Here is a 20,448-nt window from a genome sequence, read left to right on the forward strand (position 1 = left end):
GCATCACCGCCCGCGTCGTCGACCGACCCGGCCCGCCACGAGGCCCCGCCCTCGTCCGGTCCGCTCGTGCCCGTCGGTCCCGTCGGGGCGTGGTGACCCGTCTCTCTACGGACACCACAGCTGCATCCACGTCCAGCCCCACCGCGGGCACGGTCGCGCGCATCGGGCGCCGACCTGCTCGCACCGTCGTCGCCACGACGACACAGCACCGTCGACGCCCGCGTCGACCACGAGGAGGAGCCTTGGCTCGACCAGGCCAACGTCAATCGGGCGGAACACGCACCGCCACCCGTTCGAACCGTCGCCGCGAGGTCGACAACGACGGGCTGATCCCCGTCCTGGCCCGCGCCGTGCGCGAGGTCGAGGCCGCGGCCCAGCGGGGCCAGGTGAAGCCCTCGTCGCGCACCAAGTTCCAGGTCGTCGCGCTGCTCATGCGAGAGGAGCGCGCGCGTGTCAAGGTCGACAAGGCGATCAGCGACTCCGAGCGCGCCGAGCAGATGAAGCGCCTCGACGGCGTCGCGCAGATCCTCGCCAAGACCGCGGCCCGCGACACGTCGCTGATCGCGCTCCTCGCCGAGGAGGCCGTCGTCTCCGAGGCCGCGAAGGCGCTGAAGCGCGATCTGCAGATGTCGGCCGGTCTCGAGCTCGCCCCCGAAGAGCTGGTCATCGTCACCGAGAAGGCCCCGGCCCCCGTCGCCTCCGAGCGTCAGGTCGTGCCGCAGTCGGTCATCTCGCGTCAGCTGGCCAACCCGTTCCTGCCGCCCGACTTCTCGCTGGCCGAGGTCGCCCGCGAGGCGCACCCCGTGCGACTCGCCAACTGGGAGCTCTTCGGCCCCCTCTTCAAGTCGTTCGAGTACGGCGCCGGCGGCGGGCCCGCCTGCATGCCGCTGCCCGACCCCACCACCGTCGACGCTCCGGCCGGCGCCACGCTGATGCAGCACCAGGCGCAGCTCGTCGAGTCGGCCCGACAGGGTCACCGCACCTACCTGCTCGCCGACGAGCCGGGTCTCGGCAAGACCGCCCAGGCCCTCCTCGCCGCCCAGGCGGCGGACGCCTACCCGCTGCTGGTCGTCGTCCCCAACGTCGTGAAGACGAACTGGGCCCGTGAGGTCCAGCTCTGGACCCCGACGCGCAGCGCCACCGTCATCCACGGCGACGGCGAGAACCTCGACGCGTTCGCCGACGTCGTCATCGTCAACTACGAGGTGCTCGACCGCCACGTCGGCTGGCTCGGCGAGCTCGGCTTCAAGGGCATGATCGTCGACGAGGCCCACTTCATCAAGAACAAGGAGTCGCAGCGGTCCCGCCACGTGATGCAGCTGTCGCAGCGCATCCGTCAGCGCACGGCCCACCCGCTGCTGATGGCCCTCACCGGCACGCCGCTGATCAACGACATCGAAGACTTCAGAGCCATCTGGGAGTTCCTCGGCTGGATCGGCGAGAAGAAGCCGAACGCCGAGCTGCTCGAACGCCTCGAAGACGCCGGTCTCACCCCGGCCGACCCCGGCTTCTTCTCGTCGGCCCGCGAGATCGTCATCGACATGGGCATCGTCCGCCGCCGCAAGGTCGACGTCGCCGCCGACATCCCGGCCCGCCGCGTCGCCGACCTGCCCGTCGAGCTCGACGACGAGGTCGGCCGCTCGATCCGCGAGGCGGAGCGCGAGCTGGCCCGCCGCCTCGTCGAGCGGTACCGGTCCGCCCTGTCGACCCGCACCTCCGGCGTCCGCGTCGACGGCGTCGACCACGACCTCGTCCGCCAGGTCGCCCGATGGGAGCTCGAAGACAGCCGCTCGTCGTCGTCGGGCGAGAACGTCTTCAGCATGGTGCGCCGCATCGGGCAGGCGAAGGCCGGGCTCGCCGCCGACTACACCGCGCAGCTGGCACGGAACGTCGGCAAGGTCGTCTTCTTCGCCAAGCACATCGACGTCATGGACACCGCCGAGGCGACCTTCGCCAAGCGCGGGATCAAGTACGCGTCGATCCGCGGCGACCAGACGCCGGCGGTGCGCCAGCGCCAGATCGACGCCTTCGTGAACGACCCCGAGGTCGCCGTCGTGGTCTGCTCGCTGACCGCGGCCGGCGTCGGGCTCAACCTGCAGGTCGCCTCGAACGTCGTGCTCGCCGAGCTGTCGTGGACGGACGCCGAGCAGACGCAGGCCATCGACCGCGTGCACCGCATCGGCCAAGAGGAGCCGGTCACCGCGTGGCGCGTCATCGCCGCCCAGACGATCGACACCAAGATCGCCGAGCTGATCGACAGCAAGGCGGGGCTCGCCGCCCGGGCACTCGACGGCGACGACAGCGAGCTCGCGGCGTCGACCGACGTGCAGCTCGACGCCCTGATCGCGCTGCTGACCGAGGCCCTCGGCGGCTGACGCGCGGCGCGACCGGCAGCGAGCCGGCCGCTGTCCCCTGCGCGCAGTGCGGGGGTCGCCTCCCAGAGAGCGCGGGTTCAGTGGATCCTGAACCCGCACTCGACCCCTAGGAGCACACCATGCCCGAGATCCAGGGCTACGCCCACGTCGCCATCACCGTGTCCGACCTCGACGCGAGCCTGCCGTTCTACGAAAAGCTGCTCGGCGCCGAGCCCGTCGGCCGCATCCAGCTCGACGGCCTCGACCGCCACCTGTTCCCGGTGGGCAACGGGCAGATCCTCGGCGTGACCGCCTACACGCACGGCTCGGCCGACGTCTCGAACCCGACCACCCCCGGGCTCGACCACATCGGTCTCGCCGTCGCCGACCGCGACGGCGTCGTCGCCTGGCAGGAGCAGGCCACGGCGGCCGGCATCGAGTCCGACCTGCAGGACGCCGACTTCGGTCACGCCCTCATGGTGAAGGACCCGGACGGCAACCAGATCGAGTTCTTCGCCCCGCGCGCGCAGAGCTGATCCGCAGGGCCCGCACCGCGCCTCCTCGGCTCCGGTCGGGTCCGCCCGCGGCATGACGGACGGCTGCCTCGCATCGATGCGAGGCAGCCGTCGGTTCGTCGGGATGGCGAAGGAGGCGCGGTTAGAGTCCGAGCTTCGCCTGCACGTCGGCGAGCGACGGGTTCGTGGCCGTCGAGCCGTCGGGGTAGATGATCGTCGGCACGGTCTGGTTGCCGTCGTTGACGCTCTGGACGATCTCGGCGGTGCCGGGGACCTCCTCGATGTTCACCTCGGTGTAGGCGATGCCCTGCTTGCCGAGCTGCTGCTTGAGGCGGGCGCAGTAGCCGCACCACGAGGTGCTGAACATCGTGATCGATCCGGCGGCAGGGACGTAGGCGGTGGCGGTGTCACTCATGACCCGAGCCTAAGCCTGGTCGGCGGTGAGCGGCGGGGGAGTTGGCTGGGAGCCGCATCAGGCACACCACGAGGAGGAACCCCATGGCCGACACGGTCGCCGATCAGATCATCGCCCAGCTCGTCTCCGCGGGGGTCCGGCGCATCTACGGCATCGTCGGCGACAGCCTCAACCCGATCGTCGACGCCGTCCGGCGGACCGGGGGGTCGGCGAAGGGCGGCATCGACTGGGTGCACGTCCGCAACGAGGAGGCCGCCGCGTTCATGGCCTCCGGCGACGCGCAGATGAGCGGCGAGCTGGCCGTCTGCGCGGGGTCGTGCGGCCCCGGCAACCTGCACCTGATCAACGGCCTCTACGACGCCCATCGCAGTCGGGCGAAGGTCCTGGCGATCGCGAGTCACATCCCGAGCACGATGATCGGCTCGGGGTACTTCCAGGAGACCCACCCCGACCGGCTCTTCGTCGAGTGCTCGGGCTACAGCGAGATGATCTCGACGGCGCCGCAGTCGCCCGGTGTCGTCGCGTCGGCGATCCGCCACACCCTGGCGGGCGAGGGAGTCAGCGTCATCACGCTGCCCGGGGACATCGCCGAGCTGGACGCCGCCGGTCGCGTGCCCGCCCCCGTGACCGTCGGGGCCGCCGAGCTCGTCCCCGCCGCTGCGGACGTCGAGGCTCTGGCGGATGCCATCAACCGGGCGAAGACGGTGGCGCTGTTCGTCGGCGAGGGCGGTCGGGGTTCGCACGACCAGATCATCGAGCTCGCCGACCTGATCGGCGCGCCGATCGGGCACAGTCTGCGCGGCAAGGACGTCATCCAGTACGACAACCCGTTCGACGTCGGCATGACCGGGCTGCTCGGCTACGGGGCGGCCCACGCGGGCATCCACGACGCCGACCTGCTCGTGCTGCTCGGCACGGACTTCCCGTACCCGCAGTTCCTGCCGGACGGCGAGAAGGTGACGATCGCGCAGGTCGACGTCAAGGCCGAGGTGATCGGTCGTCGGGCCGACGTGCACGTGCCCGTCCACGGGGCGATCGCGCCGACCCTCCGTGCGCTGATGCCCCTCGTCCGCCGCAAGAGGAACCGGAGGTTCCTCGAGAAGACCCTCAAGAAGCACGACCGGCTGATGTCGGGCGTCGTCGGCGCCTACACGAAGGACGTCGAGGGGATGCGGCCGATCCACCCCGAGTACGCGGCCTCGCTGCTCGACGAGGTCGCGGCCGATGACGCGATCTTCACCGCGGACACCGGCATGGGCAACGTCTGGGCCGCCCGGTACATCACTCCGACGCCCGAGCGACGCATCTTCGGCTCGTACCTGCACGGGTCGATGGCGAACGCGCTGCCGCATGCGCTCGGAGCGCAGATGGCGTTCCCCGAGCGGCAGGTGGTGTCGATCTCGGGCGACGGCGGGCTGTCGATGCTGATGGGCGAGCTGGTCACGGCGCAGATGTACCGGCTGCCGGTGAAGATCGTCGTGTTCAACAACAGCACGCTGGGGCTCGTCAAGCTCGAGATGCTCGTCGACGGGCTGCCCGACTTCGGCGTCGACGTGCCGTACACCGACTACGCGGCCGTCGCGAGGGCGATCGGCATCCACGCGGCGCACGTCGACGACCCGCGCGATCTCCGCACGGCGTTGGAGGCGGCGTTCGAGCACGACGGCCCCGCCCTCGTCGACATCGCCACCGACCCGAAGGCGCTGTCTCTGCCGCCGACGATCAGCGGCTCTCAGGTCAAGGGGTTCTCGCTCGCCCTGTCGAAGATCGTCATGAACGGCGGCGCGGGGGAGGCCGTCGCGATGGCCCGGTCGAACCTGCGGAACATCCCCCGGCCGTAGGCGAGCGCGGCGCGCCGCGCCGCGGAGCGTCGAGGTGACTCGAAACGACCCCTCCGGGGCGTCGAAGCGCTGTTTCGAGTCACCTCGTTTCGGGGGAGGTGGCCCGAGCGCATCGAGGTGGCTCGAACGGGCGCTCTGGCGAGCCCAGGCGCCGCGCCGCCCCGCGCCCCGCGTCCGCCCCCCATCGATGTGACTCGAAACGGCCCTTTCGGGACTCAAAGGCGCCTCTTCGCGTCACTTCGTTGCAGGGGCCGCGGCCCCCTGTGCATCGAGGTGACTCGAAGGGCCCCTTCGGGTGAGCCGAGGCGCCGCTTCGCGTCACTTCGTTTGCTACGTCAGGAGGCGCGGTGCCGGTGCTCGACGGCCGGCACCGCGCCTCCTCGGCTCGGCTCGGCAGGCGCGACCGTCAGCCGGCGGCGGGCGTGCTCCGCGCGGCCAGGCGGGCGACCGCGGTCAGCGGGATGCTGATCCAGTCGGGCCGGTTGCGGCTCTCGTAGATCGCCTCGTACACGGCCTTGTCGATCTCGAAGGCGTCGAGCAGTGCGCGGGCCGCGCGGATGTCGACACCCGACGATGCGATGTAGCCGTCGACGAAGGCCTTGCGGGCGTCGTGGGCCCAGTCGCGGGCGTCGACCGGCGTCGACTCGTGGGCGAGCGACCCGGCGACGTAGTCGAACGAGCGCAGCATCCCGGCGATGTCGCGGATCGGCAGGTCGGGGCGCGAGCGCTCGGGCATGGGGCGCAGCGGTTCGCCCTCGAAGTCGATCAGCATCCAGCCGCGCTCGGGCGACAGCAGCGCCTGTCCGAGGTGCAGGTCGCCGTGGATGCGCTGCAGGTCGGGCCAGGCGAGATGACCGGCCGCGTCGTAGACGCGCGAGATGGCGGCTTCATGCTCGGCGATCTCGGGCACCTCTCGGGCCGCCGTGGCGATGCGTCGGCGCATGCTGACGAGGGCGCCGTCGATCTCGTCGGGCCCAGCGGCGACGCTGCCGAGCTCGACGGCGAGGGTGGCGTGCATCTCGGCGACGGCCACGCCCAGGTCGTGCGCCTCGGCGGTGAAGTCGGTCCCGGCCGCCGCGGCCGCGAGCGCGACGCGCCAGGCGTCGTCGAGCCCGGGCAGGAACTCCTGCGAGAACGCGAGGTGCCCGGTGGCGGTCCCGCCGTCGCGGCCCGGGTCGGTCCAGGTGGCGCGCAGCGAGCCGAACGACGACGGCACGTGCGTCGAGCCGCCGCGGGTCAGCGACGCCTGGGTGGTGACGTCGGGGTTGTCACCGTGGTGCAGCACGCGGAAGACCTTGGCGATCACGTGCTCGACCGGCCCGCCCTCGACGTCGTAGATGATCGAGGTGTTCGACTGCTCGCCCGACAGCACGCGCGAGCGCCGCACCGTGCCGGGGTCGACGATGCGGGTGCCCTCGACGGCCACGTCGGCGCCGTCGATGCGGGCCTCGTCGGTCATCGTGCGGAGCAGCTCGCGGGCGTAGGCGGGGTCGTGCGGCCCGTCGTACAGGTAGCGTCCGTCGGCCGAGCCGATGAAGGCCGCGTCGCCGCCGGGAAGCGGGGCGTCGCGGCTCACCAGCGGCACCTGGTACAGCACGGGGGTGTCGCCGGCCTCGTCGATGATCAGCAGCGTCAGGGCGAGCGCGTCGCCGAGATCCGATTCGTACGACCCGATGACCCGCAACGCGGGCGTCCGCCCCTTCGTCGCGTACCAGCGCTGTCGCGCCATCCATCCGGCCAGACTCGGTGCCACGTCGCTCATGCGACGACCCTACGCCCGCCCGGCCGAGGAGGCGCGGCGCGAGCCCCCGAGGCGGCGCGCGCGGCTCGACGACGTCGTCCCGCCTCCCTCACGGGCCGGGCCGCTCGCCCCGCACCCGGCGACCGGCTACAACTGGAGGCATGAGCCGCACCGAGCAGACCGAGATCGAGCGCAAGTACGACGTCGACCAGACGGCCGTCGTCCCCGACCTGGGCGGGGTCGCCGGGGGAGGGCTCGTCGTCGGCCGCACCGAGCCGCGACCCGCCGTCGAGCTGGTGGCGACCTACTGGGACACCGACGACCACGCGCTCGTCGCCGCCCGGACGACCCTGAGGAGGCGCGAGGGAGGAGGCGACGAGGGCTGGCACCTCAAGCTGCCGCCGCAGGCCGGCACGACGGGCCGTCGTGAGGTGCACTGGCCGCTCGGATCCGCCGACGAGCCGGTGCCCGCTGACCTGCTGGCACTCGTCGCCGGCGTGCTCGACGGGCGCTCGGTGCGCCCCGTGCTCCGGCTGGCGACGAACCGCTCGGTGCTGATGCTGCTGGCAGACGACGATTCGGCCCTCGCCGAGGTCGCCGACGACGTGGTCACCGCGACGCGACTCGCGTCGGGCGCCGAGCGTCGCTGGCGCGAGTGGGAGGTCGAGCTCGCGCCGGGTGTCGACGGCGAGCCGGGCGAGGGTCTGCTCGACGCGGTCGAGCAGCGTGTCCTCGCCGCCGGGGCCGTCGTCTCGTCGTCGCGGTCGAAGCTGGCGAGGGGCCTCGGGGCCGAGGGCTGACCTGCCGACGGCCGCCCGCCCGGCCGACCCGCGCCTCCTCGGAGTCCGCGGGTCGGGCCGGCCCGCTCGGGTCGGCCGCCTAGGCGCGACCGAGCACGTCGAGGATCCACGCGATCTCGACGGCGCGCTCGCGCCACGACTCGTAGCGCCCGCTCACGCCACCGTGCCCGGCCGACATCTCGGTCTTCAGCAGCACGGGCGCGCCGACGTCGCGCAGCCGGGCGACCCACTTGGCGGGTTCGACGTAGAGCACGCGGGTGTCGTTGAGCGAGGTCACGGCGAGGATGCGCGGGTAGGCGACGCCCTCGCGCACGTTCTCGTAGGGGCTGTAGCCGCGCATGTACTCGTAGACCTCGGCGTCGTGCAGCGGGTCGCCCCATTCGTCCCACTCGATCACCGTGAGGGGCAGATCGGGGTCGAGGATGCTCGTGAGCGCGTCGACGAAGGGCACGGCGGCGACGATCCCCGCGAAGCGGTCGGGCGCGAGGTTGGCGACCGCGCCCATCAGCAGGCCGCCCGCGCTGCCGCCCTCAGCGACGAGCAGCTCGGGCGTGGTGCGGCCCTCGGCGATGAGGTGGTCGGCGACGTCCACGAAGTCGGTGAACGAGTTCTTCTTCGTCAGCGTCTTGCCCCCTTCGTACCAGGCGCGACCCAGCTCGCCGCCGCCGCGCACGTGCGCCACGGCGAAGACGACGCCACGGTCGAGCAGCGACAGACGGGCGACGCTGAAGCCGGGGTCGATGCTGTGCTCGTACGAGCCGTAGCCGTAGAGGTGGACGGGCGAGGGGCCCGAGGTCGGCACGGCGTCGCGGCGCCAGACCAGCGACACGGGCACGCGCGTGCCGTCGGCCGCGGTGGCCCATTCGCGCGACTGCTCGTAGTCGGCGGGGTCGTAGCCGCCGAGCACGTTCTGCCGCTTGAGCAGGCGACGCTCGCCGGTGCGCACGTCGAGGTCGTACACGGTCGACGGGGTGACGAACGAGGTGTAGCCGAATCGGACGGTGGGCTGGGCGAACTCGGGGTTGCCGCCGACGCCCGCGGCGAAGAGCGGCTCGTCGAACGCGACCTCGGTCACGTCGCCGTAGCCGTCGGCGTCGAGCGGGACGACCGCGAAGCGGGGCAGCGCATCGCGACGGTACTCGACGACCAGATGGCCGGCGAACGCGTCGACCGATTCGAGCCGGACGGAGGCGCGGTGCGGCATGATCACGCGGCGGTCGGTGGTCGAGGTGGGGTCGTCGGCCGGCACGTCGACCAGCTCGAAGTTCTCGGCGCCGTCGTTGTGGACGACGAGGAGGCGGTCGCTGCCCGCGACGATCGCGTGCTCGACCTCGTACTCGACGCCCTCGCGGCGCGGCCACACGACGCGGAACTCGCCCGTCGGGTCGCTCGAGTCGAGCAGCCAGGTCTCGCTGGTGATCTTGGAGCCGATGTCGATCACGAGGTACTGGCGGCTGCGGGTCAGGCCCACGCCGATCCAGTAGCGGTCGTCGGGCTCGGTGAAGACGGTGACGTCGTCGCCCGCCCGGCCGACCTCGTGACGCCAGATGGTGTCGGGGCGCCACGACTCGTCGACCGTGGGGTAGAAGACGTAGCGACCGGTGGCGTCGAAGAGGGCGCCCGGGGCGGTGTCGGCGATCTCGTCGTCCAGGTCGGAGCCGGACTCGAGGTCGCGGATCCGCAGGGTGTAGCGCTCGTCGCCCTCGGTGTCGACCGCGTAGGCCAGCAGTCGGCCGTCGGGGGAGACGTCGAAGCTGCCGAGCGAGAAGAAGTCGTGTCCGTCGGCCTCGACGTTGCCGTCGAGGAGGACCTGCTCGCCCTCGGCGGGGCGGTCGGCGCCGAAGACCGGGGGAGTCCAGTCGTCGGGGCCCGCGATGCGCGCCCGGCAGTGGATGCCGTACTGCGAGCCCTCGGCCGTCCGCGAGTAGTACCACCACGAGCCCTCACGGACGGGGACGCCGAGGTCCGTCTCTTGGACGCGGCTCCTGATCTCGTCGAACACGGTCTCGCGGAGACCCGCGAGATGCGCGGTCTCCGCGGTCGTGTGGGCGTTCTCGGCCTCGAGATGCGCGAGGACCTCCGGGTCCTCCTTCGCCCTCAGCCATTCGTAGTCGTCGACGAAGTCGTGGCCGTGGTGGCTGCGAGTGACGGGTCTCTTCGGAGCGCGGGGCGCGGGGACGGAAGCCATCCGCCAACCCTACTGAAGGCCGCGATGCGCGCTCAGTGCGAAGCGGCGTCGATCCGGCCCATCAGCGACCACACGGCACGCGACAGCTCGGGGTGCCAGAGCGCGACCGTCCGGAGGAACCTCAGCTCGTCGGTCGTGCCCAGCCCGCCCGCGACGGGCACCCCGTCGACGCCTCGCGCCGCGGCGCGGATCGAGATGACGACCTGCTCGTCGACGGTGGGCAGACCGGGGATGACGTCCCACGGGTCCTCGCCGTTGCGGCACCGGAGCTCGATCAGGGCCGCGAGCTCGTCGTGCGCCTCGGCCCGCAGCACCTCGAGGCTGCGACCGGCCCCACGGAACTCGGGCACGCCCCCTCGGGGCGCGTCGGGTGTCTCGGGCATGCGGACGAGCCTACGCGCGAGCGCCTCGACGGTCGCGGGGCCGCTACCCTCGGCGCATGGTCTACCGAGTGTGCGTCGCCTACCTCCTCCGCAGGGTCGAGGGGCGGACGGAGGTGCTGCTCGGTCGCAAGAAGCGCGGTCTCGGCACGGGGCGGTACGTCGGTCTCGGCGGCAAGCTCGAGGCGGGGGAGTCGGCGCTCGACGCGATCGTCCGCGAGATCGCGGAGGAGGCGGGCGTGGTCGTGCAGCCGGGCGACCTCGACCGCCGCGGGGATCTGCTCTATCTGTTCCCGCACCGCGAGTCGTGGAGTCAGCGCTCGACGGTGTTCGTCACGACGCGCTGGTCGGGCGAGCCCGTCGAGAGCGACGAGCTCGCCCCCGCCTGGTTCGCGCTCGACGATCTGCCGCTCGACGAGATGTGGAGCGACGCGCGCGTGTGGCTCCCGGCCGTGCTCGCCGGCGGCGCCGTCTCGCACGAGTTCACCTTCGGCGAGGACCTCGCGAGCGTCGCCTCCGATCGGCCTCTGCCCGACGGCATGCCGCCCGTCGGCGCTCCGTCCGCCTGATCGGCCGGGGTCAGCGCTCGCCGCGGTGCGACCGGGAGCCGCTCGAGCGGACGAAGAAGTCGACCACGCCGACCAGCACGGCCAGCACGACCGCGCCCCACGCGTAGCCCACGAAGAGACCGGCGACGTCACGGCCGCCCGGTGCGAGCGTGACGCTCAGGACGTAGAGGGCGGCGGCGGCGACCAGCAGGACGACGACGACCGCGACGAGCAGGCGGTGCAGGGCGGATCGGTTCACGACCGGTCAGCCTACCGGCGGGGTCTCGTCGGGATCGGCCGCGTGTCGAGGGTGTCGTCTTCGAGGCCGCCGGGCGAACCGAGGAACATGTCGCCCGACGTGCCGTCGTCCAGGTCGCCGCGCTCGTCGACGCCGACGGTGTTGATCGTGCCGGTGTCGGTCGAGACGAGCCCGTGGCGTCGCAGCACCTCGTCGCGCTCGGCGACCAGGAAGTCGCGGTTCGCGTTCTGGGCGTCCGCGAACATGGTCGTGCGACCCGTCACGATGCGGCGGATCCGACGTCGCTCCCACCACTTCTTGCCGGTGACCATCAGCACGACCCCCGCGACCGCGTAGGCCAGCATCATCGTGAGTCCGCGACCGTAGCCGGGGCCGACGTCGTAGAGGGCCCGCTTCAGCATCTCGGTGATGCCGCTGCCCACCACGACGTTGTTCAGCCAGGCGAACGGCTGGGGCATGAACCACGACGGGTAGGCCCCGCCCGAGGCCGGCATCGACAGGAAGACGAAGACGATCATCGCGGGCAGGGCGACGAACCGACCGACGAAGTAGCTGATGCCGTTGACGGCGAGGCCGATCGCGATGATCCATCCCCAGCCCAGCAGGAAGAGCTCGAGGAAGTGACCCTGCACGGCGCCGACCACCGGCCCGGCCAGGACGTTCGTGATCAGCGAGATGACCGCCCCGCCGACGACGATCACGGTCGTGCGGGTGCGGTGACGCAGCGGCGCGCCCATCAGCCCGATGAACATGGCGACCATGTAGCCGCCGATGCACCAGGCGAGCATCAGGTAGAGCGAGACCGTGCCGTACTCGTCGTAGGCGGGCAGCGGGGCGAGGTCGGTCACCGCGGGCGCCGCCGCCCCCTCCGCCTCGATCACCGGCGTCAGCATGGCCGGGATCAGGGCGGCGACCTGGTACTGGTGCGCGCTCGCCGTGTAGAGGGCGTCGTCGCCCGGATCGTAGGCGACCGCCACGCGACCGCTCGTGACCGCCGACCGCGCCTCCGCCACGTCGTCGTACGAGCGCAGCTCGATCGCGCCGGGCAGCCGCTCGTCGAGGGTCGTCTGCAGCTCGGACGACGAGCCGACGATCGCCACCGGCACGTCGTGCGGATGCGGCGCATGGAACGCCGCGATGTAGCAGAGGCAGAAGCCGACGATGAAGAACAGCGGCAGCCAGAGCTGCAGCCCGATCAGCTGCAGCGACGGGTGGAGGGTCGAGTACCACCGACGGAAGCGGCCGGGCCCGGTCCGACCGGCTCGATCCGCGCCGCCCGCGCCGTCGTCCGCCGCGCCTCCCGCCGATCCGCCCGTCGTCGATCCCGCCGTCGTGTCCGTCACTGCCGCCTGCTCTCGCCTCGTCCGCCGTCCTCCAGGGTACGCCGCGGTCTCCGCCCGTCGACCCCTCAGGACCTCGTGCTGGCGAGCGCCGAGGTGTCCATGGCGAGCTCCTCCGCGTCGAGCCCGAGCAGCACCCGCCGCATGACCTCCTCGTCGAGGTTGCCCGCGTCGCGTTCGCGGAGCACGACCTCGCGACGCTTGGCCAGCAGCTCCCGACGGATGGTGCCGATCGCGTGCGGTGCCTCGCGCCTCCTGCGGGCCTGGTCGTCCGTCGGGCCGTTCGCCTCGCGTTCGTCGGCGTCGTCGACCGCGGTGCGCTGCAGGGCCTCGTTCTGACGCAGCAGACGCGTGGTGGTCGAGCGGACGGCGCGGTCGGTGAGCTCCGCGCCCCAGCGCTCCTCCCACACGGGTCGGCGGCGTTCGACGTACGCCATCGTCTCCTCCGTGCTGGTCGCGAAGATCTCGAGCTCGGCGGCGAGGTCGCGGTCGCGCTGGGTCTCGTCGCGGACCCCGAGGGCGCGGATCACGACGGGCAGGGTCAGCCCCTGGATCAGCAGGGTCCCCACGGTCACGATGAACGCGATCAGGAACATCGTGTCGCGGGCCGGCACCGCGATGCTCGACTGGGTGACGGCGGGGATCGACACGGCCGCGGCCAGCGTCACGACGCCGCGCATGCCCGTCCACGAGATGACCGTGAGCTGCCGCCAGTCCATGCGAGGCTGCGGCCGGTAGCGGACCGCGCGGAGAGCGGGCGCAGCCCGGGCCCTCCGCAGCGCGGGCACCCTGCGGAGCCTCCGCAGCAGAGGCGACAGGAACACGTAGCGGGCGGCGCGCGCGGCGTAGTGGCTGCCGAAGACGAACACGGGGCGGACGAGCACGACGACCGCGAGCACGGCGAGCGCCACCCCGACGCTCTGCCCGAGACCCCTTTCGCTGTCGGCCACGTCGAGCACCACGGCCCGCAGCTGCAGCCCGATGAGGGCGAAGACGAAGCCCTCGAGGACGACGTCCGCCGCCGACCAGAACGGGCGCTCCTGCAGCCGGGTCGCGTAGCCCGTCCGCGGCGAGTTGAAGCCGACGTAGAGCCCGGCGGCGACGACGCCGAGCACGCCCGACCCGCCGAGCTCCTCCGCCGTGATGTAGGCGACGAACGGCAGCAGCAGTCCGATGACGTTCTCGATGACCGGGTCGTCGATGCGCATCCGCACCCGGTGCGCGACGAAGCCGAGCACGAGACCGACGGCCACCCCGACCCCGATCGCCAGCGCGAAGATGCCGAGGTCGTCCCACACCGTGAGGCTGGCCCCGCCGACGATGGCGAGGAACACCTTCACGAGCGTCAGCGACGCCGCGTCGTTGATGAGGCTCTCGCCCGACAGCACGGTCATCACCTTGCGGGGCAGACCGAGTCTCCGCCCGATGGCGGCGGCCGACACCGCGTCAGGAGGCGCGACCACGGCCCCGACGAGCAGTGCGGCCGGCAGGGTCATGTCGGGGATCATCAGGTACGCGACGCCGCCCACGGCGAAGGCGGTGACGACGACGGCGCCGACGCCCAGCCGGGCGATCTGGGCCCGGCTCTCGCGGAAGTTGAGCAGCGAGACGTCGAGGGCGGCGGAGTAGAGCAGCGGCGGCAGCACCACGGTCAGGATCAGCTCCGAGTCGATCTCGACGTCGGGCACACCGGGGATCAACGAGACGAGCAGTGCGACGCCGACGGTCAGCAACGGGGCCGGCAGGCCGCGCCAGCGGGCGAAGGCGGTGACGATCAGAGAGCCCGTGAGGATGATCAGCAGCTCGGCGAGTTCCATGCGGAGGCGACCGTCCCGTCGTGTCGGGCAGCCGCGTCGGATGCAGCGACTGCAAGGAGATGCCTCCATCCTGTCAGCGCGCCGCTAGGAGAACGTCGGATGAACGCGGCCGAACCGGCGCCTCCGCCCTCGTAGCATCGTCGGGTGAGCGCCCCCGCCGAGGACCTCGTCCGAACGACCCCGCAGGGGTCCGTCCGCGGACTCCGCGAGCGCGGCGTCGTCGCGTGGCGCGGGATCCCCTACGCCGCGCCTCCTGTCGGGCCCCTCCGGTTCCGAGCCCCCGAGCCCGCCCCGGGCTGGGCGGGCGTCCGCGACGCGACCCGGTTCGGGCCCGCCGCCCCGCAGGACAGAGTGCAGTTCGTCGGCGTCGACGCGACGACGCCGCTCAGCGAGGACTGCCTCACTATCAACGTGATCGCGCCCGAGGGTAGCGCCGCGGGAGACGACCTGCCCGTGCTGGTCTTCGTGCACGGCGGCGCGTACAGCGTCGGTTCGTCGCGCGAGCACCCGAGGCAGGGCGAGACGCTGGTCCGCGAGGGCGGCGTCGTCTACGTGAGCTTCAACTACCGGCTGGGCGCGTTCGGCTACCTCGACTTCACGCACTGGGCCACCCCCGAGCGCCCGCTCGAGTCCAATCTCGGGCTGCGCGACCAGGTGGCCGCCCTCGAGTGGATCCGCGACACGATCCGGTCGTTCGGCGGCGACCCCGATCGCGTGACGCTGTCCGGCGAGAGCTCGGGCGGCAACGCCGTCACGACCCTCATGACGGTGCCGCGCGCTCGCGGGCTGTTCGCCGGGGTGATCGCTCAGAGCTCGCCGCCGAACGCCGTCTACCCGCCCGAGGTCACCCGGCGCTGGGCGGGGGAGTTCCTCGAGATCCTCACCCACGCCCTGCGGGACGACGACCTCGAGTCGACCTCGGTCGACGACGCGGCCGAGCTGCTCGCCGTCGCGCCGACCGGGGCGATCGTCCGGGCCGCGAGTCAGCTGCAGCTGAGGATCCCCGACGAGGACCCGGGCACGATCTGCTTCAGCCCCGTCATCGACGGCGGGTTCCTGCCCGAACGCCCGCTCGACGCGTTCAAGGCGGGGCGGGCGCATCCCGTGCCGCTGATCATCGGGACGAACGACCGCGAGGGCTCGGTCTTCACGGGGCGACGCGACATCCTCGCCACGACCAAGCCGCGCATCCGGGCGATCTTCGCGGCGACGAAGAAGAAGTCGCGACGCGAGATCAAGAAGCACTACCCGGGGCTCCCGTCGCGCCCCGCCGCCCTCGACTTCGGCGGGGACTTCGCGTTCTGGTTCCCGAGCGTCAAGGTGGCCGAGCGGCACGCGGTGCACCAGCCCGTCCGCTTCTACCGGTTCGACGCGACCACGCGGATCCTGCGGGTCGCGGGTCTCGACGCGTTCCACGGGCTCGAGCTCTGGGGCGTGTACGACCGGATGCGCTCCCCGTTCGGCTGGGCGCTCAGCCTGCTCGGCGGGCGTCGTGCGTTCGTGCGGGCCTCGGCCCGGACCCGCGCACGGTGGCTCGAGTTCGTCCGCACGGGGTCGGTCGAGGGCTGGCCCACCTACGACCCGTTCCGGCGTCGGACCCTGATCATCGACGTGCGCGACCGCGTCGAGCACGATCCCCGGGGCGAGCGCCGCCGTGCCTGGCAGGAGTTCGTGCCGCACGTCTGACGACCGACGACCACCGCTCGGCAGCGCGCGCGAGACACCTCCCGGCCACCTCCGAGTTGACCGCTGTTCACCCAGCTGTGACACTCAGCCGGTGGATATCACGCTCATCGTCGTCCTGGTCATCGCGGTGGCCCTCTTCTTCGACTTCACCAACGGGTTCCACGACACCGCGAACGCGATGGCGACGCCGATCGCCACCGGGGCGATGAAGCCCCGGGTCGCGGTCAGCGTGGCCGCGGTGCTGAACCTCGTCGGCGCGTTCCTCAGCACCGAGGTCGCCAAGACCGTCTCGGGCGGCATCATCCGGGAGGGCGACGGGGGAGTCCTGATCACCCCCGAGATGATCTTCGCCGGGCTGATTGGCGCCGTGGTCTGGAACATGTTCACCTGGCTGCGCGGTCTGCCGTCCAGCTCGTCGCACGCGCTCTTCGGCGGCCTGATCGGAGCCGCGCTGGTGGGCGCCGGGCTCGGCTCGGTCGACTTCGGCGTCGTCCTGTCGAAGGTCGTGCTGCCGGCGCTGCTCGCGCCGCTCATCGCCGGGGTGGTCGGGTACACGGCGACGCGCCTGGCGTACACGATCACCCGACGGCGCGACGACAAGAGCGAGCGGGGCGGGTTCCGCTACGGCCAGATCTTCACCTCGTCGCTTGTCGCTCTGGCGCACGGCACGAACGACGCGCAGAAGACCATGGGCGTCATCACCCTGACGCTGATCGCGGGCGGTCTGCTCGCCCCCGACTCGGGCCCGCCGTTCTGGGTCGTCGTGGTCTGCGCCTTCGCCATCGCGCTCGGCACGTACACCGGGGGCTGGCGCATCATCCAGACCATGGGAGGCGGTCTCACCGAGGTCAAGCCCACGCAGGGCTTCTCGGCCGAGGCGTCCACGACGGCCACCGTGCTCGCGTCGAGCCACCTCGGTTTCGCCCTGTCCACGACGCAGGTCGCCAGCGGCTCCATCATCGGCGCCGGTCTCGGCCGCCGCGGCTCGAAGATCCAGTGGGGCACGGCCGGCAAGATCGTCGTCGCCTGGTTCATCACGCTCCCGGCGTCCGCCGCCGTGGGCGCCGTCGCCGCGTTCGTCGCGTCGTGGGGTCTCCCCGGCCTCGTGATCGACGCCGTCGTCGGCGCGGCGGTCATCGCCGGCATCTTCATCGTCTCGCGCCGTCGGCCGCACGACCAGGGTTCGGCCATCGAGGTCGACGTCGCCGCGACGTCCGTCCTCTCGCGGCGTCGGGCCCGCCGGGCCGACCGCCGCGGACGCGTCGACACGCCGGCGGCCGGTGTCGAGGCGCCGTTCGTCCGCATGGACGATCCACCGGCCCCCGCCGCGACGCGTGGCGGCTCCACCCCCGACGACGAGGTGCGCTCATGATCGACTGGTCCGCCTTCGTCGTGGTCGCGCTCGTCGCGCTCTTCTCCGCCGCCGCCCTGGTGTCGCTCTACTCATTCGGGTTGCGCCTGCTCGCCGTCGACGACCGCACACGGGTGCGCACGATCGGCGGATACGCCTGCTTCGTGGTCTGCGCGCTCGGCGTCCTGTTCGGCATCTACCTGATCGTGCCCGCCCTCCACAGCTGAACCGTCGGGCGGAGCCGCCCCGCGCCTCCTCGGCCCGCCGCCCCGCGAGGGCCCGCGCCGGTACAGTCGTGGTCACCGCCCGATCGACGACGACCGGGCCCGACTGACGACCGGAGGCGCACCACCCGTGACGCACGAGACAGCAGCAGCCACCCGCACCGAGACCGATTCGCTGGGCAGTCGGGAGGTCCCCGCAGACGCCTACTGGGGCATCCACACATCTCGCGCGCTCGAGAACTTCCCGATCTCGCAACGGCCGATCTCGGTCTACCCCGACCTCGTCATCGCCCTCGCGCTCGTCAAGCAGGCGGCGGCCCGCGCCAACGTCGAGATCGGCGTGCTCGACCGCACCAAGGCCGAGGCCATCGAACGCGCGTGCGTCGAGATCCGCGGCGGGGCGCTGCACGACCAGTTCGCGGTCGGGGTCATCCAGGGCGGCGCCGGCACGTCGACCAACATGAACAGCAACGAGGTCATCGCGAACCGGGCGCTCGAGCTGCTCGGTCACGCGAAGGGCGACTACGCGCGGCTGCACCCGATCGACGACGTCAATCGCAGCCAGAGCACGAACGACACGTACCCGACGTCGATCAAGATCGGCATGGTGCTGACGCTCCGCCGCCTGCTCGACGAGCTCGACCTGCTGGCGACGTCGTTCGCGACGAAGGGCGCCGAGTTCCACGACGTGCTGAAGGTCGGTCGCACCCAGCTGCAGGACGCCGTGCCGATGACCCTCGGCCAGGAGTTCGTCGGCTTCGCCCACACCCTCGGCGAAGACGTGCAGCGGCTGCGCGACGTCGTGCCGCTGCTCGGCGAGATCAACCTGGGCGCGACCGCCATCGGCACCGGGATCACCGCCGACCCGCAGTACGCCGAGGCCGTCCGCCGCCACCTCGGCGAGCTGTCGGGCATGGACCTCGTCACCGCACCCGACCTCATCGAGGCGACGAGCGACACGGGCGTCTTCATGACGCTGATGGGCGCCCTCAAGCGCAGCGCCATCAAGCTCTCGAAGATCTGCAACGACCTGCGGCTGCTGTCGTCCGGGCCGCAGGCGGGCCTCGGCGAGATCACCCTGCCGCCCCGCCAGGCGGGCTCGTCGATCATGCCCGGCAAGGTCAACCCCGTGATCCCCGAGGTCGTCAACCAGGTGGCGTTCTCGGTGGCCGGGGCCGACCTCACCGTCACGATGGCGGCCGAGGCCGGTCAGCTGCAGCTGAACGCCTTCGAACCGGTCATCACGCACTCGGTGATGCAGAGCCTGCAGTGGATGACCTACGCCTGCCGCACGCTCCGGGTCAACTGCGTCGACGGCATCGAGGCCAACCGCGCGCGGCTCAGCCAGCAGGTCGACACCAACGTCGGCAGCGTCACGGCGCTCACGCCCTACATCGGCTACGCGGCCGCCGCGGCGATCGCCCACACGGCGCTGACCACGAACGGCTCCATCTCGGCGCTCGTCGTCGCCGCGGGCCTCATGAGCGAGGCGCAGGTGCAGAAGGTCCTGTCGCCCGCGCGTCTCTCGGGGCTCGAGGCCGTCACGAGCTCGATCCCGATCATCGACGTCGACGACCCCGCCGCGGCTGTGGCCCGGGCGGCCAACTCGGCCGGGGCGCGCAACCCCGCCGACGAGACCGCCGGCTGAGGCGGGCGCGGCAGGCCGGAGGCGACGGCGGCGAAGGAGGCGCGGTGCCGGTCGGACCGGCACCGCGCCTCCTGCAGATCGCAGCCTCCCGATCGCAGCCTCCCGACCGCAGCCTCCTGACCGGAGCCTCCTGATCAGGGGGTCGAGGGCGCGTGGCTGGTCGTGTCGGTCTGCTCGGAGCGCTCCGCCGCGTGCTCCCGCTCGGCGTCGGCCGCCGCCTGCTCGTGCTCGGAGCGCAGGTGCAGCCGCCGCAGCTCGTCCGGATCGAGCACCCCGCCGTTCTCGCGCAGCGACCGCTCGCGGATGGCGCGGCCGACCCGGATGTCCCAGGCGAGGTTGCGCGCCAGGATGTGATTGCGCGCCGTGTCGCGCATCGGCAGCGGGATGACCTCCTCGGCCTTCACCCCGCGCCGCAGCTGACGCATGCGGAGGATCTCGCTGTCGAGCTCGCCCCCGATGATCAGCACGAAGTTGCTGATGTACGCGTAGAGCAGCACGACGACGACGCCGCCGACCCAGCCGTAGAAGCGGTCGTAGTTGGAGACCGTCAGCACGTAGGTCGCGAAGCCCGCGGTCGCGAGCGCCCAGCCGCCGAGCGCGACCATGGCGCCGTACGACACCCAGCGCAGGCGAGGCGGTCGGACGTTCGGCGTGAAGAAGTAGAGGACGGCCACCGACAGCACGGCGAGGGCGACCAGCACCGGCCACTTGAGCACGTTGTAGAGGTCCGTCCAGGGGCGGCCGATGCCGAGACGACCGGCGACCGCATCGCTGAGGGTCGGGGTCACCAGCAGGATCACCGCGATCAGCGCGAGCGAGACCATCAGCACGAGCGTCACGATCATCATGTGGCCGCGGAACTTCCAGATGCGTCGCCCCTCCTCGACCTCGTAGGCGGTGTTCATCGCCCGACCGAACGCCGTCGCGTAGGCCGACAGCGACCAGAGGGTCAACCACAGGCCGATGCCGAACGCGAGCCCCGGGCTCGACAGGCTCAGCATCTGCTCGAGCGGGCTGCGCAGCGACTCGACCGCGTTCGGCGTGAGGATGTACCTCGCGACCACGAGGATCTCCTCGACCGCGTCACGCCCGTCGTCGACGAACAGGGCGACGCCCGACACGAGCGCCAGGGCCGTGGGCACCAGGGCGAGCAGGGCGAAGAACGTCAGCGAGGCCGCCGCATCGATCGTGCGGTGCCGGAGGAAGTCGTGCCAGACCCGCATGACGACGTAGCGGAGCATCGTCGGGTCCTCGGGCAGGGACCGGGTCGACGACATCCCCCGAGGATACCGTCGGCCCGACGCCCGCCCCGGCCGCTCGGCCGATCCCGGCTGCCCCTAA

General features: G+C 72.0%; 17 protein-coding genes. 9 read left to right on the plus strand and 8 right to left on the minus strand.

The window, feature by feature from the left end:
- Window positions 1–242: 242 nt before the first annotated feature.
- Both ACZ6JE_RS01970 and ACZ6JE_RS01975 read left to right on the plus strand, forming a co-directional pair.
- A complete protein-coding gene (locus ACZ6JE_RS01970) occupies window positions 243–2,375 on the plus strand; it encodes a DEAD/DEAH box helicase (protein WP_192060073.1) in 2,133 nt (710 codons plus the stop codon).
- A gap of 119 nt (window positions 2,376–2,494) precedes the next feature.
- Entirely contained in the window at window positions 2,495–2,890 is a 396-nt protein-coding gene (locus ACZ6JE_RS01975) for a VOC family protein (RefSeq protein ID WP_192060075.1), read from the plus strand.
- A gap of 121 nt (window positions 2,891–3,011) precedes the next feature.
- Here ACZ6JE_RS01975 and ACZ6JE_RS01980 read toward each other — a convergent pair whose 3' ends face one another.
- Entirely contained in the window at window positions 3,012–3,284 is a 273-nt protein-coding gene (locus ACZ6JE_RS01980; protein ID WP_055794805.1) for a mycoredoxin, read from the minus strand.
- 83 nt (window positions 3,285–3,367) lie between these two features.
- On the opposite strand from ACZ6JE_RS01980, the gene ACZ6JE_RS01985 reads away from it, so the two are divergent.
- Window positions 3,368–5,125, plus strand: coding sequence for a pyruvate dehydrogenase (locus ACZ6JE_RS01985; protein WP_464318051.1), 1,758 nt, complete (start codon window positions 3,368–3,370; stop codon window positions 5,123–5,125).
- A gap of 406 nt (window positions 5,126–5,531) precedes the next feature.
- Here the strand turns inward: ACZ6JE_RS01985 and ACZ6JE_RS01990 are convergent, their stop codons facing one another.
- Window positions 5,532–6,887: a maltokinase N-terminal cap-like domain-containing protein gene (locus tag ACZ6JE_RS01990; protein ID WP_464318052.1), complete on the minus strand. Its 1,356-nt coding sequence runs from the start codon at window positions 6,885–6,887 to the stop codon at window positions 5,532–5,534.
- A 140-nt stretch (window positions 6,888–7,027) separates the two neighbouring features.
- Between ACZ6JE_RS01990 and ACZ6JE_RS01995 the strand changes: the two genes are divergently transcribed.
- Entirely contained in the window at window positions 7,028–7,666 is a 639-nt protein-coding gene (locus tag ACZ6JE_RS01995; RefSeq protein WP_192060082.1) for a CYTH domain-containing protein, read from the plus strand.
- A gap of 79 nt (window positions 7,667–7,745) precedes the next feature.
- On the opposite strand, the gene ACZ6JE_RS02000 is transcribed toward ACZ6JE_RS01995, so the two are convergent.
- The gene (locus ACZ6JE_RS02000; RefSeq protein WP_464318053.1) at window positions 7,746–9,854 is read right to left on the minus strand and encodes a S9 family peptidase; all 2,109 of its coding nucleotides are present in this window, start codon (window positions 9,852–9,854) and stop codon (window positions 7,746–7,748) included.
- A gap of 32 nt (window positions 9,855–9,886) precedes the next feature.
- Window positions 9,887–10,237, minus strand: a complete 351-nt coding sequence (locus ACZ6JE_RS02005) for a hypothetical protein (protein WP_192060087.1) — start codon at window positions 10,235–10,237, stop codon at window positions 9,887–9,889.
- Between the two features lie 56 nt (window positions 10,238–10,293).
- Here ACZ6JE_RS02005 and ACZ6JE_RS02010 point away from each other — a divergent pair, with 56 nt between their 5' ends.
- Window positions 10,294–10,803: an 8-oxo-dGTP diphosphatase gene (locus ACZ6JE_RS02010; protein ID WP_243215740.1), complete on the plus strand. Its 510-nt coding sequence runs from the start codon at window positions 10,294–10,296 to the stop codon at window positions 10,801–10,803.
- A gap of 10 nt (window positions 10,804–10,813) precedes the next feature.
- On the opposite strand, the gene ACZ6JE_RS02015 is transcribed toward ACZ6JE_RS02010, so the two are convergent.
- The 3 genes from ACZ6JE_RS02015 to ACZ6JE_RS02025 all read right to left on the minus strand — a co-directional run bounded on the left by ACZ6JE_RS02015 (window position 10,814) and on the right by ACZ6JE_RS02025 (window position 14,198).
- Window positions 10,814–11,041: a hypothetical protein gene (locus ACZ6JE_RS02015; protein ID WP_192060091.1), complete on the minus strand. Its 228-nt coding sequence runs from the start codon at window positions 11,039–11,041 to the stop codon at window positions 10,814–10,816.
- 11 nt (window positions 11,042–11,052) lie between these two features.
- Window positions 11,053–12,384 carry an ABC transporter permease gene (locus tag ACZ6JE_RS02020; RefSeq protein WP_320478006.1) on the minus strand — a complete coding sequence of 444 codons (1,332 nt, stop codon included), beginning with the start codon at window positions 12,382–12,384 and terminating at the stop codon, window positions 11,053–11,055.
- A 65-nt stretch (window positions 12,385–12,449) separates the two neighbouring features.
- Window positions 12,450–14,198, minus strand: coding sequence for a cation:proton antiporter (locus ACZ6JE_RS02025; RefSeq protein WP_192060095.1), 1,749 nt, complete (start codon window positions 14,196–14,198; stop codon window positions 12,450–12,452).
- 144 nt (window positions 14,199–14,342) lie between these two features.
- On the opposite strand from ACZ6JE_RS02025, the gene ACZ6JE_RS02030 reads away from it, so the two are divergent.
- From ACZ6JE_RS02030 to ACZ6JE_RS02045, 4 genes are all read left to right on the plus strand, one after another.
- A complete protein-coding gene (locus tag ACZ6JE_RS02030) occupies window positions 14,343–15,884 on the plus strand; it encodes a carboxylesterase/lipase family protein (protein ID WP_464318054.1) in 1,542 nt (513 codons plus the stop codon).
- 91 nt (window positions 15,885–15,975) lie between these two features.
- Window positions 15,976–17,256, plus strand: coding sequence for an anion permease (locus ACZ6JE_RS02035; RefSeq protein WP_464318055.1), 1,281 nt, complete (start codon window positions 15,976–15,978; stop codon window positions 17,254–17,256).
- Window positions 17,253–17,462: a hypothetical protein gene (locus ACZ6JE_RS02040; RefSeq protein ID WP_463464575.1), complete on the plus strand. Its 210-nt coding sequence runs from the start codon at window positions 17,253–17,255 to the stop codon at window positions 17,460–17,462. Before ACZ6JE_RS02035 ends, ACZ6JE_RS02040 begins: the two co-directional genes overlap by 4 nt.
- Before the next feature lie 127 nt (window positions 17,463–17,589).
- Window positions 17,590–19,107, plus strand: a complete 1,518-nt coding sequence (locus ACZ6JE_RS02045) for an aspartate ammonia-lyase (RefSeq protein ID WP_192060104.1) — start codon at window positions 17,590–17,592, stop codon at window positions 19,105–19,107.
- A gap of 134 nt (window positions 19,108–19,241) precedes the next feature.
- Here ACZ6JE_RS02045 and ACZ6JE_RS02050 read toward each other — a convergent pair whose 3' ends face one another.
- Window positions 19,242–20,384, minus strand: a complete 1,143-nt coding sequence (locus ACZ6JE_RS02050) for a YihY/virulence factor BrkB family protein (RefSeq protein ID WP_464318056.1) — start codon at window positions 20,382–20,384, stop codon at window positions 19,242–19,244.
- Window positions 20,385–20,448: the final 64 nt, after the last annotated feature.

It is taken from the genome of Frigoribacterium sp. AC759 (assembly GCF_979256015.1).